Annotated in this window: 8 protein-coding genes; 4 read left to right on the forward strand and 4 right to left on the reverse strand. The window is 65.1% G+C overall.

Annotated elements, in window-relative coordinates; genetic code table 11:
- The 4 genes from RYL44_RS05130 to RYL44_RS05145 form a co-directional block, all read right to left on the reverse strand.
- Positions 1 to 773: hypothetical protein (locus RYL44_RS05130; protein WP_314975291.1), on the reverse strand; the 773-nt coding region annotated here is incomplete at its 3' end.
- Between the two features lie 43 nt (positions 774 to 816).
- Positions 817 to 1,257: a hypothetical protein gene (locus RYL44_RS05135; RefSeq protein ID WP_314975292.1), complete on the reverse strand. Its 441-nt coding sequence runs from the start codon at positions 1,255 to 1,257 to the stop codon at positions 817 to 819.
- A gap of 224 nt (positions 1,258 to 1,481) precedes the next feature.
- On the reverse strand, positions 1,482 to 2,732 hold the full coding sequence (locus RYL44_RS05140; protein WP_314975293.1) for an FHA domain-containing protein: 1,251 nt from the start codon (positions 2,730 to 2,732) through the stop codon (positions 1,482 to 1,484).
- Positions 2,729 to 4,150: a hypothetical protein gene (locus RYL44_RS05145; RefSeq protein ID WP_314804934.1), complete on the reverse strand. Its 1,422-nt coding sequence runs from the start codon at positions 4,148 to 4,150 to the stop codon at positions 2,729 to 2,731. The genes RYL44_RS05140 and RYL44_RS05145 overlap by 4 nt, the downstream gene beginning before the upstream one ends.
- 143 nt (positions 4,151 to 4,293) lie before the next feature.
- On the opposite strand from RYL44_RS05145, the gene eccCa reads away from it, so the two are divergent.
- From eccCa to ppdK, 4 genes are all read left to right on the forward strand, one after another.
- Entirely contained in the window at positions 4,294 to 8,346 is a 4,053-nt protein-coding gene (gene eccCa / locus RYL44_RS05150; RefSeq protein WP_314975294.1) for a type VII secretion protein EccCa, read from the forward strand.
- A gap of 85 nt (positions 8,347 to 8,431) precedes the next feature.
- Positions 8,432 to 9,304, forward strand: coding sequence for a PP2C family protein-serine/threonine phosphatase (locus RYL44_RS05155; RefSeq protein WP_314975295.1), 873 nt, complete (start codon positions 8,432 to 8,434; stop codon positions 9,302 to 9,304).
- A complete protein-coding gene (locus RYL44_RS05160) occupies positions 9,304 to 10,671 on the forward strand; it encodes an FHA domain-containing protein (protein WP_314975296.1) in 1,368 nt (455 codons plus the stop codon). The genes RYL44_RS05155 and RYL44_RS05160 overlap by 1 nt, the downstream gene beginning before the upstream one ends.
- 312 nt (positions 10,672 to 10,983) lie before the next feature.
- Positions 10,984 to 13,701, forward strand: coding sequence for a pyruvate, phosphate dikinase (gene ppdK / locus RYL44_RS05165; RefSeq protein WP_314975309.1), 2,718 nt, complete (start codon positions 10,984 to 10,986; stop codon positions 13,699 to 13,701).
- The last annotated feature ends 82 nt before the right edge of the window (positions 13,702 to 13,783 follow it).

Below are 13,783 nucleotides of genomic sequence, written 5' to 3' on the forward strand. Positions count from 1 at the left end.
AGAGTGAAGGGGTTGACGGGGAGCGTCAGGTCGGTGAACGGGCCGACGGTGCCGTAGCCGAAGTCGAAGAATGTTTGTTCGATGTCGCCTTCGAGGAGGGGGTCATCTGTGGTGGGGATGGTGGCCCCTTGACGCACCATCCACTGACACCAGCTGGAGTGGCCGACGGACAGTGGCTCATCGAGGATTTCCATGGTTGCGTCGGCGTTGCAGTGAGCGTTGTTGATCTGGAGGAAGCGGACGTCAAGTTGTTCGATGGTGGCGTCCTCGAAGGCGGAGGCGATCTGGTTGAGGTAGGTCATGGGGGCGCGTACCTGGGTGTGTCCGCCCTCGTCCACGGAGTAGAACGCGTGAGCGGCGTCGCCCGTGTAGTAGGCATCAAGCTGGCAGGCGTCTCCAACTGTCTGGGCGTGGGTGAAAAAATCCGGGCTGGCGCCCGACAGGAACGTGTTGACCAGGCCCTGGCATTCCTCGTCCGTAATGACCTGGGAGCCGCCCCACCCGCCGTTGAAGGTGAGTTCCATGTTGAAGACGTCCTCCGCTGGGTCAGTGCGGACGTTCGAAATAGTCATGTCGATGAGCACCCAGATCGTGATGACGTGTCCGGGCAGGAGCGGCGTGTCGGGTGCTTGGGACACGCTCGCCGTCGGAGTGGGGACCGGCCTATTATTGGCCCACGCGGGGCCGCCCGCTCCCACCAGGGCGCACAGCGCAGCCGACGCGCACGCCACCCACCGGGCCATGCGGCCCCTCAACCGAGTGCTTGCACCCATGACCATTCCTTTCACCGGGAACCCAACCATGCCCTGATCCGACCTAATAGTCCAAGTCGCTCGGAATGTTGGGCATGCCGGTCGTGTCCTGATCCCAGATCTGCTGCATCCTCTCGGAGCTATAGATCGCTGAGACGCTCGACCCCTTCTCTTTCAGGTTCGACGCCGATGACGTATCGCCTTTCTCGAGTCGGTCAACAGCATCCCGTAATTCGGCGACAAACTTAGTGACGTTATTTGCCATTTGCGTCAGCGCAGTGATCTCCTGGTCCAGGTAAGTGGAGTAGCGGGCCTGGAAGGCCTGCGGCCCCTCCTCCACGCCCCACTTGCCAACAGTCTGCCCACTCCTGTTTGTCTTTAGTTCGTTGGCGGCCTTATTGAGCCTGGCCACGACGCTGTCCTCGCCCACGGTCAGCTTGGTGATCCACCCATTCCACCGCTGATAGTCAGCCATCATTTCCGCAGGAACACTTTCAATGCCCATGACAACTCCCTGATCGAAACGCGCCGTTGGAACGCATCCAGCCTACCAGATGGAAGGAGTGCACAACAGGAGGCTTAGTGGCGGGCCGGGGCGTGTGAGTGCTCCGCGCGCCAACTCGCGCAAGGCAACCGCCGCGGGCCACCGCAGACCACGGAACGTCGATCGCCGAAGTGACACCATCGCCACGCTCTGCGCTGCTAAAGCCAGCGTCAGGCAGAGACGGATTAACGCCTCTGGCGCAGATCAACAACGGAGATGAGGCGCTCGCCCAGCAGCAGCTGGCTGTTGATGGGTAGCTCGATGGGCCGCCCGGGAACCAGCGTGTGCGTGCGCCCGCCCGGGGTGCGTGCGCGCGTGCCGTTCGCCGAGTTGAGGTCCTCGATCGTAATTCCGGTCGCTGACGGCATGATCCGCACGTGCGTGCGCGACAGAGACCGCGTCTGGTCGTCGATCGCGATGGGGGTGTCGGCTGCGCTCAGTTGAGAGGGCGCGCGGCCAAGCACAATGGTCCTGTTAATCGGGATCGACTGGCCAGTGTCAAGCAGGAGCGCGGCCAGCGGCGCTGTCGCGGTGGGCGCAGCCGGGGTGAGTGAGGCCTTGGAGGGTGCGGGCGCAGTCACGTCTCCCGCCCCGCGTGCGTCGTACGGCGCGGACTGGGCCGGGGCAGGCAAGGGGACAGGACGCGTCGAGGGCGCCGTCGGCGCGTCAGGTGTCATCGGGGTACGAGGCGTGGGCGAGGTTGGTGCAGCCGGTTCGGCGCGGCGTGCGCTCTCCTGGGGTGCGGCGAAACGATTGGGCGCGGGAGCGGACATGGCGATCGGGCGTCCCGGGGCCTGCGGGTTCGCGGGCACCGGCATGGAGAACGGCGACACGGGCGCGTGCGCTGCGCTCTCCTGGGGTGCGGCGGCACGTGGCTGATCGGCCCACGTATGCTCGCGAGTTAGGCCGGCCTGAGCCGACGGCGCTCCCGTCACGGACCCGAAGTTCGTGTAGCCGCCGACGGTGCGCGCACGCGCGTTCCCGTACGGACTCGAGGGAGCCGCGGCCTCGGCCATGGTGTCCTCCGGCGCAAAGGTCACGCACTGCAGCGAGCAGAGCTTCGCCATCCAGGACCCCTGGTAGCCGCCCACTAGCACGGACACGAAGGGAACCGGCACGATGATCGAGGTCAGCGCCGTCAGAGACACGTACCCGAAGGAACGCCCCAGAGAAGGACAGAGTTGGGAGGAATCAGCGCGCACCAACGCGCAGCGCGTGACGTACACTCCGATCGACCGCCCGGTGATGGCGATCATTATGGCCTCGACAGCCACGAACTCAACCACCGTCGTCACGGTGACGGCAACGCTGCCGTGCGACAGCGTTGAAGCGACGAACGCGACCAATGCGGCCCCAAGAAGGTCAACGAGGAGCGCCATGGCGCGCTTGCCCGCAGACGCGGGAACGGGAACCAGGGCCGGTGAAGTGGGCGTCATAATACCTTCCGCCAAACTAAATCGAAGAGACCCGACCCGTAGGTCGCGGCCGGCAACAGCAAGGTCAGCGAGAAGCCTTGGACAATATCAATGATTCGGCCGACCAACGCCGAAGGTTCACGACCGGACCTGATGAGAGCGGTCAGTGGCACAATCAAAGCCAGCAGGCACAGAGACAGGGGGAGCACGACATACCGCGCGAGCGACAGCGTTTGGACTGCCGACTCTCCCGTCGAGCGCACGACGAACTGGTTCCATTCCGGCGCGAAAAATAGCGCCACCCAGACGGCCAACGCGACGACGCGAGGCCCGTAATGGGTGAAGTGGTCGCGTTTAGCCCGCGAATTAGTCACCAATGCGAGGACCGCAAGGAGGCACAGCGCGAGCGTAGTGTAGCCGGCGTAGGGAACGGGGCCACCGACGGGAAGCTGATAGGCGGTGGCCGCGCCCGACACGAAGGCGATGATGGTGGCGCTCGACAGGATCGAGTGCGACCGGAAGTTAGCTTCCGCCAGTGTCTTATTGATGCGTGAGGGTGTGATACGCGACGGTGGGGGCAGAACTGTGAGGCGGATCGACGGCAAGCGCTTCATCACCAGCGGCAGGTCAAGGATCTGATGATCCGGGATCTGTAGTGCCAGGTGGGGCGACAACGAAACGAAGATGATCGACGCGGCAAAAATAAGGGGCGCAACCCTGATCGTGTTCAACATACTCAGGGAGGCCAGTGTCAGGGCCGCGGCGATCATCGCGAAACCCTGAACGGTGACGCGGGCACTCGCCGTCGATCGGGCGAACAGGACGAGTCCCGAGAGGAGCAGACACGACCAGGAAACGATGACGGGCAGCAGCGAAGCGGATCCGGGCAGCGGCGAGATCGCCACTCCGATGCTGATTCCGGACGCCGCGCAGCATCCAAAAAGAGCGAACCCGCGGGTGCAATGAGCCCGATCAGCAAGAGGCAACATCCAGATGAGCGCGCAGACAGAGCCGAGCGCCACGCGGATCCATGTGCCCGTGATCCATGGGGGAAGCAGTTCGTTGCCCGTCGTGTACAGGGCGAGCGTGGGGGCAACGACACCGAGGAGTGTCAGAAGAGAGGACACGAATATAAAGGAGAGGGTCGCCATGGCGGGGCGGAAACGGCGGTTGCTGGTGGCCTGCCGGTCGTGCGCCAGGGCCTGAGCCGATTCCTGCGAGCCGACGATGGTCACGACGGAACCGGACGGAATGTCGCGACCGATGACGGCGCCGAGTTCGACGGGGCGTCCGCCGCCCAACGTGAGTCGCGCAGACAGCTTCGCCAGGTCGACCTCGATCAGAGCGAGCAGCCCCGCAATCGTCATGCCGACGGGGATGACGTAATCGTCCCGCCGGGAGCCGCCCACAATCGTGATCGATGCCTGAGCGTTTCCCACGCGCCCCTCCTCTCGTTGACTCTTAGGCCTGGCCCACACACAGTATTGTGTCATCAGACGTGTGCTTGGCAAAAGTTCATCTCTGACGCACGTTAGGATAGCGGGGACGACTGAGAGCCGCGTGCAGCTACGAGGGAGGAACGATGGCTGACTCTGAGGATGTCTTAGAGGGCGTACCGGAGATGCCGGAGGGGAAAATCCCCATCCAGCCGCCGCCGAATCAGGCGGAGGCCGCAGGCATTGGTAACGTACTCGCCATGGTTATCCCCATGATGGGTTCCATGGGTGTCATGATCTTCATGGCGATCTCTCAGGCATCCGCAGGGGGCGGCCAGGGCCGTAACCCCATGATGCTAATGATGGCTGGCGGCATGGTCTTCGCGATGGTCGCCATGGTCGGTTTCAACGTGTACCGCCAGGTCTCCCAGCACCGCCAGAAAGTCAAGACGCTGCGCGGTGAATACTTGGCGTACCTGGCGGAGACCAGGCAGACGGTGCGTAACGTCGCGGATCGCCAGCGGGCATTCGTGAACTGGGCGCTTCCCGCGCCCGAGGCCTTGGTGGCGGTCGCGGAACAGGGCGAACGCGTGTGGGAGCGTGAGCCGGGTGTCGAGATGCTTAACGCGCGCGTGGGCGTGTCTGAACAGGGCCTTGCGATGGAACTGCTGCCCCCGGATTTGCCCCCAATGGCCAATCCTGACATCGTGTGTTTGTCGGCGATGACGCGCTTCATCGAGACGCACCGCAACCTGGACAGCGTCGCCTTCGGTGTTCCCTTGGAGGACTATTCGCATATCGAACTGGCGGGTCGCCACGACGACACGATCGGTATCGCGCGGCTCATCATGACGCACCTGGCGACCTTCGTGAGTCCCACGTACCTGCGCATCGCCGTGCTGTGCTCGCCGGATCGCCTTCCCGAGTGGGAATGGGTGAAGTGGCTCCCCCACGCCGGTTCGACCGTTGAGTCAGATGCGGTTGGACCCGCCCGCATGGTCGTGACCGAGGCTGTTGATCTGCTGGATCTGCTCGGTCCCGATGTCGTTGATCGTCCAGCTTTTGTGCCGCGCGACGACCTTACCCCCTGGCCGCATGTCCTCCTCGTGTGTGACGGAGCCGAGTTGCCGGCCTCGACCCAGTTGGGTTCCCCAGAGGGTGCCGTTGGGGTGACGACAATTAATCTCCACGAAAAATGGGGTCCCTTGACCAGTCCCTCCACTGTGCGACTTCTCGTGCACCCTGCCGCTAAGGGTGAGACGCGGGGCGTGCTCGAAGTTAACCTTTTCAGTCACCAGGCCATCGTCGGCGAGTGGGAACGCGTCGGTCAAGCCCAAGCTGAGGCCATCGCGCGCCGTCTGACTCCCTTCGCATCCGACGAGGGAGCCAAGGAGAGCGAAACGCCGGTTGGGCGTTCCGACGTCAAGCGAACCGTTGATCTGCTGGAACTGTTGCACCTGGGTGACATTCGAGACTTTGACCCCGAGCAGTCCTGGGTGCGACGCGTTGGTAGGAACCGCCTGCGCGTCCCCTTCGGTGTTACTCCCGAGGGCATCCCCGTCCTCCTTGACATTAAGGAAGCCGCGCAGCAGGGTATGGGTCCGCACGGCCTGCTCATCGGTGCGACCGGTTCCGGTAAGTCGGAGGTGTTGCGCACCCTTGTGCTCGCCCTCGCCCTCACGCACTCGCCCGAGCAGCTCAACTTCGTCCTCGTCGACTTCAAGGGCGGCGCGACCTTCGCCGGCATGTCGAACCTGCCGCATGTGTCTGCCATGATCTCCAACCTCGAGTCCGAACTGTCCCTCGTGGACCGCATGCAGGACGCCCTTAAGGGTGAAATGGTGCGCCGCCAGGAAGTCCTACGCGACGCAGGCAACTACGCGAACGTCACGGACTATGAGGCTGACCGTGTCGCTGGCAAGCACAGCTTCCCCCCAATGCCTGCCCTCTTCATCATCCTCGACGAGTTCTCGGAACTTCTCACCGCCAAGCCCGAGTTCGCGGACCTCTTCGTCGCAATCGGTCGTCTGGGCCGTTCGCTGTCGATTCACCTGTTGCTCGCTTCTCAGCGGCTTGAAACCTCGCGGATGAGAGGTCTCGAGTCGCACCTGTCGTATCGCGTGGGCCTGAAGACTTTCTCGGCCAGCGAGTCCCGTGAAGTTCTGGGCGTGCCCGACGCCTACGAACTTCCTTCCTTGCCCGGCTCCGGCTACCTCATGCCCGGAACCGACGAACTCATCCGGTTCCGAGCTTCGTACGTCGCAGCTCCACCGCCGCCGCGAACCGTTGCCTCCACCCAGATGTCCACGGCGGGCACGCCGGATCGCCAGATCAAAGTCCTGCCCTTCAGCCTCGCCCCCGTTCTGACCCGCGAAGAGCCGGGCGCCCCCCAGGCATCGACCGGCCAGGCTATGGTCCTGCCCGAGGACGCACAGTGGGCGGACATGAGCGAGCTAGACATCGCGGTCGCCAAGATGGCTGGCAAGGGGATACCCGCCCACCAAGTGTGGCTGCCCCCGCTCGATGTTCCCGACACCTTCGATCAGCTCATGCCTGATCTGGCGCCGGTTGAGGGCCTCGGCTATGTGTCGAAGCAGTGGCGTGAGCGCGGCTCGCTCGTCTTCCCGATGGGTACCCGCGACCTCCCGCTCGAGCAGCGCCGCGATGTGCTGACCTTTGACCTGTCGGGCGCTGCCGGTAACTTCGCGGTCGTCGGTGGCCCGCTCACCGGTAAGTCGATGACGCTGCGTTCCCTCGTCATGTCTTTGTCGCTCATCTACACGCCGCAGGAAGTCCAGTTCTACATCATTGATCTGGGCGGCGGCACGTTCGCATCCTTCACGGATGCCCCACACGTCGCCGCTGTCGCCACACGTGACACCGACGAAATCCTGACTCGAATGATCGCTGAGATTCGAGGCATCATCGAGGATCGCGAGCGTTACTTCCGCGAACATAGGATCGACTCCATCGAAACCTATCGCCGCGGACGCGCTGAAGGGCGCTACGACGACGGCTACGGCGACGTGTTCCTCGTGGTCGACAACTGGGCGTCGTTGAAGGCCGACTTCGACGATCTCGACATGACGATCGGGACGATGCTCAGCCGAGCCTTGACCTTCGGTGTTCACCTCGTGGTGGCCACCTCGCGATGGAGTGACTTCCGTATGCAGGTGGCCGACATGCTTGGCTCCAAGCTTGAGCTCAAGATCGGTGACTTCCGTGACTCGGCACTTGACCGTAACGTCCAGAAGCAGATCCCCGGGGCTCGTCCCGGTCGCGGCGTCTCCATGTCGAAGCATCACGTGCTCGTTGGTCTGCCGCGCGCCGACGGCGATCCGGATCCGACGACAGTGACCGAGGGCGTGGCGGCTACGCTTCAGATGATTCGGGTGGCGTTGCCCGCGGGTCCCGGCCCGAAGCTGCGCCTGTTGCCCACCAAGATCACCGCGGCTCAGATCGCGCAGCTGCCTGGCGCGGACGCGCCCGTGCAGGGTCCCGCTCCCGCGCTTATGCTCGGTATCGAAGAGTCGCGTCTCGGTCCCTACCGCTTCGACCCGAATTCCGAACAACACCTTTATCTTTTCGGGGACTCCAAGTCCGGAAAGACTACGTTCCTGCGTTCCCTTGCGCGCGAAATCATGGCACGCAACACCCCGAATCAGGCGCGGATCATCTCTATCGACCTGCGTAGGGCCTCCCTCGGCGTCGTGCCCCCCGAGTATTCGCTCGACTACTTCACGCGCGTTGAAGATGTCGCCGCTTCGATGCGCGAGCTCGCTGATTTCTTCAAGATGCGTTTGCCAGGCGATGACGTGACCGCGGAGCAGCTCGCAACACGGTCGTGGTGGTCTGGCCCCGAGGTGTGGGTCCTTGTCGACGACTACGACCTGGTGGTGACTTCTGAAGGCAACCCGCTGATGCCGCTCCAGCCGCTGCTATCCCAGGCGGGTGATGTTGGTCTCCATCTGGTTCTCACGAGGCGCATGGGCGGCGTGTCCCGTGCCCTGTACGAGCGGGTCCTCCAGACGCTCATTGATCTGGGAACAACGGGCATTATGTTGTCTGGTAACCCTGACGAAGGTCAGGTAATTGGACGCATCAAGCCGGTCCGAGCTGTGCCGGGTCGAGCGATTGTCGTCTCGCGCGAGGAGGGCGTCTTCCGCGCCCAGTTGGCCTACTCAGACCCTGTCCGATAGCGCGTAACCATGCGCGGTGCGCGTGTAGAATAACCGAGTGAGGCGTTATCCCATGCGCTCAACGCAGCGAGAAAGAAACAGGTAGATGGCTCTGGGTGAACATGCGGTGCGCCCCGCGCTTTTGTGGGGCGCGTCGACCGACATCGGTCCGGTCCGCGCAGAAAACGAGGACTCCTGGCTGGCAGTCCCGCCCGTGTTCGCGGTCGCCGATGGGATGGGAGGTCACCTCGGTGGGGCCCAGGCCTCGTCAAGGGCCGTCATCACGCTGCAGCAGTTCCTCAGTCCCGAACGCCTCGGGAATCGACCCGTGGATCTGGTTGATCTCTCGGTTGCCATTGACGCGGCAGCCTCCTCGGTAGCCTCTCTCGCGCCCGCCGACAATCCGATGAGCGCCCCCGGCACGACCCTGTCGGGTGTCATGGTCCTGCGCACCGCGGAAGGACCCTTCTGGCTCTCCTTCAACGTTGGTGATTCGCGCGCATACGTCGTGGGAGCCGGTGGCATTCGTCAACTCACCCACGACCACTCTGCCATACAGGAGGCTCGTGATCTCGCGGCCACGTCCGGGGCGCCCCGCGTCATCCCCCCGGCCAACGTTGTGACCAAGGCCCTGGGTGCCGGACAGCCCGGCAGTGTGAAGGCCGACTACACCATCATGCCGCTCGAAGAAGGCGATCGGGCGGTCATCTGTACAGACGGCGTGCATGGAGTCCTGCAGGATTCCCAGATTCACGCCATTGTTGCCGCTGGGGATGGGCCGCAGGGAAGCGCCGATGCGCTCGTGCGTGCATCCCTCGAGGCGGGGACTCGTGACAATAGCTCCGCTGTTGTAGTTTACGCAGGAACCGAATCACGAGTAACATTGACATCGAATGTCATGAATCGGATGATTCAACCAGTACGTCCGGCGTCGATCAAGACAGCGCGCCGGGTTCCTCGGAGAGAAGGCAGTAACTGATGCTTCAGATTGGACGCTTCCTGTGTCGCGGCCAAGGCGCGATGCTTGTCACTGGTCCGCTCGGTGCGGCGTTGGTTCCGCTGGATTTCGCGGACTCCGCCGCCGATGTCGTGTGGGGACGCGCTGACACGCAGGCCTGGCTCTCTCACGTGCAGGCAGAGCGGGGCGACGTCCTGCTGCTCGACTGCGCGGGCGAACAGCCCTACCTGACGGTGCTCGGCAATATTCAGCTGCGCATGCGCGCCGCAGGGCAGATCACCGAGCAGGTGTGGACCGACCCCATTTGGGCGTGGCCTTTTAACCCCGGCGAGTGGCAAACCTTCGAGGCGACCATCATCGAGGGCGACGAGGTCACGTGGATGGTTCCCGCCGCCGACCGCGTCGAGGCCGCCGAAATCCGTATCGGTCGCGCCCTGGACGAAGTCGAAGCCCTGGCTTCCATGCCCGTCGACACGATGGGCTTCCTCATCAACCCTGACATCCCCGACCACGAGCGCCGCGCCCGCCGCGAGGCCCGCGAGGAGCTGCCCGAGCCTGCTCCGCGTTCCACGTCAGTGGATCTCGCTGCCGTTGAGGCCCAGTTCCTGGCGGCCACCAGCAATGGCCCCGTCTCGTTGCCTCCCTCTCCGCGCGCCTGTGCGCCCGCCGTTAAGCCCGCCCACGAGGCTTCGGATTCCTCCGTTGACACGGCTGACGACGCAGATGAGCAGCAGGAGGAGGCGCCCGAGAAGGACGCCGAACAGACCTCAGGTGAGCTTTACGTCGTTTCTAACTCCGAGGAACCGCCGGTCGACACTGCCGAGTCCGCCGAGCGTGCGGGAGGCTACGGGGAGTCCGGTGCCCCGGCCTCGTCCGAATCTGATGCACCGGCTGCCCCGGCCCCCGCGTCGGCCCAGGAGATGGCTCCCGAGCCGCCCGCCGCTCCCGAGGCGATGAGTGCCGAGGGCCTGGTCGGCCTGGGCGCCGAGACGGACACCGAGGCCACGATTCTGCGTCTCGCCCCCGTCAACTCCGGCCCCGCTGCGCCCGTCGCCTTCCTGATCCACGGCGGCACCGTGCCCGTCGAAGTCTCGCGTGACGTCGTCATCGGCCGCGACCCCGACGCGCGCGCCCTGACCGGTCGCCCCGTGGCGACCGTGCTGCGCGTCCCCAGCCCGGCCACCGAAATCTCGCGTTCCCACTGCGCCGTCATGATGACGACGCCTGGCTCGTGGGCCCTCATGGACCTGGGTAGCGCCAACGGCACGGTCCTGCGCCACGCGGACGGCTCCTTCCAGGACGTCACCCCCATGGTGACGATCGCCCTGAACGACGGCGACCTCATCGACGTCGGCGAGGGGACCACCATCGAGTTCCGCGTGCGCTGAACGATTCTCACGCCGGACGTGGGGCGGGCCTTCGGGTCCGCCCCACGTCCGTCTGCCCGTCCCCGGTCGAGAAAACGCCGTGCACGTCAGCTCCGGTGTGACAGCGACGCCGATTGCCTGCCCAACCTCCTTGAAGCCCGTTTCCACGCGAGGAGACAATACCCGACAAGCAACCACGGCCTCGTAAATGTCAGGACAATAACAAGAAGGTGTGTCTCGAAGTGACCTTAGTCCCTTGAAGCGTGTATCCTTGCCTGTGGTAGTGGCCCGCAGCCGGGCCAATCATCGCAAACAAGGAAGTTGAGGACCACGATGGTCAAGTATGTGTACGACTTCTCCGAGGGTGACAAGTCTATGAAGGACCTGCTCGGAGGCAAGGGAGCGAACCTCGCCGAGATGACGAAGCTCGGCCTGCCTGTTCCCCCTGGCTTCACGATCACCACCGAGGCGTGCCGCGCATACCTCAAGGAGTCGTCCGTCCCCGAGACGCTTGCCACCGAGGTCACCCGCGCCCTGCGAGGCGTCGAAGACAAAATGGGCCGCCACCTGGGCGACCCCACCGACCCGCTCCTCGTCTCCGTGCGAAGCGGAGCAAAGTTCTCCATGCCCGGCATGATGGAAACCGTCCTCAACATCGGCCTCAACGACGAATCCGTTCTCGGCCTCGCAGCCGTTAGCGGTAACGAGCGCTTCGCGTGGGACTCCTACCGCCGCCTCATCCAGATGTTCGGCAAGACCGTCCTCGACATCGACGGCGACCTCTTCTCCGACGCCCTCGACGACCTCAAGGCCGAACGCGGCGTGAAGGGCGACACCGAGCTGACCGCTGAGGACCTGAAGGGCCTCGTCGACACCTTCAAGGGCATCGTCAAGGAACAGACCGGCGCGGACTTCCCGCAGGACCCCCGCACCCAGATGGACATGGGCATCGAAGCCGTCTTCCGCTCCTGGAACACTGAGCGCGCCCGCATCTACCGCCGCCGCGAACGCATCCCCCACAACCTGGGCACCGCCGTCAACATCTGCACCATGGTGTTCGGCAACATGGGTGAAAACTCCGGCACCGGCGTGTGCTTCACCCGCGACCCCTCCTCCGGCCACTCCGGCGTCTACGGCGACTACCTGGAGAACGCGCAGGGCGAGGACGTCGTCGCCGGTATCCGCAACACGCTTGCCCTGTCCGACCTTGAGCGCATCAACAAGCCCGTCTACGACGAGCTGCGCGCCATCATGCGCAAGCTCGAAACCCACTACCGCGACATGTGCGACATCGAATTCACGATCGAGCGCGGCAAGCTGTGGATGCTCCAGACCCGTGTCGGCAAGCGCACCGCCGCCGCTGCGTTCCGCATCGCCACCCAGCTCCTCGGCGAAAAGCTCATCATCCGCGACGAGGCCCTGGGCCGAGTCACCGGCGACCAGCTCACCCAGCTGATGTTCCCGCAGTTCGACGCCAAGGCCGACAAGGAGCTCATCGCTCGCGGCATGGCCGCCTCCCCGGGCGCCGCCGTCGGCAAGATCGCCTTCAACAACGCGCAGGCGATCGAAGCCGCCAGCGAGGGCATCAAGACCGTCCTCGTGCGCCGCGAAACCAACCCTGACGACCTGCCCGGCATGGTCGCCGCCGAAGGCGTGCTCACCGCGCGCGGCGGCAAGACCTCGCACGCCGCCGTCGTCGCCCGCGGCATGGGCAAGACCTGCGTGTGTGGCGCCGAATCCCTCGTCATCGACGAAGCCGCCGGTACCGTCACCATCGACGACCTGGTCCTGACCGCCGACGACACCATCGCCATCGACGGCCAGACCGGCGAGATCTTCCGCGGCGAGGTCCCCGTGACCGACTCGCCCGTCACCACCTACCTCGCCGAGGGCCTCGAGGCCGGCCTCGCCGCCGCCGGCGAGGACCAGGGCACCCGCGAGCTCGTCGAGGCCGTCGACAAGCTCCTGTCCCACGCCGACAAGGTCCGCCGCCTGCGCGTGCGCGCCAACGCCGACACCCCCCTCGACTCCAAGCGCGCCATCGAGTTCGGTGCCGAGGGCATCGGCCTGTGCCGCACCGAGCACATGTTCCTGGGCGAGCGCCGCCCGCTCGTCGAGCGCGCCATCCTCTCCGCCCCCGGCTCCGACGAGCGCCAGGCCGCCTTCGACGAGCTCGAGAAGCTGCAGAAGCAGGACTTCCTCGAGATGCTCGAGGTCATGGACGGCAAGTCGATGACCGTGCGCCTCATCGACCCGCCGCTCCACGAGTTCATGCCCGCCCTCATCGAGCTGGAGACCAAGGTCGCCGTCGGCAAGGCTACCGGCACCCTCGACCCCGCCGACGAGGCCATGCTCGTCGAGGTTCGCCGCATGCACGAGCAGAACCCCATGCTGGGCCTGCGCGGCGTGCGCCTGGGCATCTACCTGCCCGGCCTGTTCGCCCTGCAGATGCGCGCCCTGTGCGAGGCGGCCGCCGAACTTGTGGGCCGAGGCCTCGACCCGCGCCCCGAGATCATGGTGCCGCTCGTCGGCTCCGTGCGTGAGCTCCAGCTCGTGCGCGAAGAAGCCGAAGGCATCATCGCCTCCGTCGCCGCCGCCCGCGGCGTCGACCTGTCCGGCGTCTCCATCGGCGCCATGATCGAGCTACCGCGCGCCGCCATGACGGCCGAGGACCTCGCCGAGGAAGCCGACTTCTTCTCCTTCGGCACCAACGACCTGACGCAGACCGTGTGGGGCTTCTCGCGCGACGACGTCGAAGGCGTGTTCTTCCCGCAGTACATCGAGGCCGGCATCTTCGGCGTCTCCCCCTTCGAGTCCATCGACGTCCACGGCGTGGGCACCCTGGTCTCCGAGGGCGTGCGCCGCGCCCGCTCCACCAAGCCGAACATTAAGCTCGGCGTGTGCGGCGAGCACGGTGGCGACCCGCAGTCGATCCACTTCTTCCACGGCGTGGGCCTGGACTACGTGTCCTGCTCCCCGTTCCGTGTCCCCGTCGCCCGCCTCGAGGCTGGCCGCGCCGCAGTCGAGGATCACGTGGACATGACCGCCTGATCGGTGGCGCTTGCTCTGCGGTGCCGCTTGGCTGAGCGGCGCTGAGTGGCGCTGATTGAGCGCGCCGAGGCCGTGGCCGGGA

The sequence above is a fragment of the Actinomyces bouchesdurhonensis genome (assembly GCF_963540955.1).
GTDB lineage: Bacteria > Actinomycetota > Actinomycetes > Actinomycetales > Actinomycetaceae > Pauljensenia > Pauljensenia bouchesdurhonensis.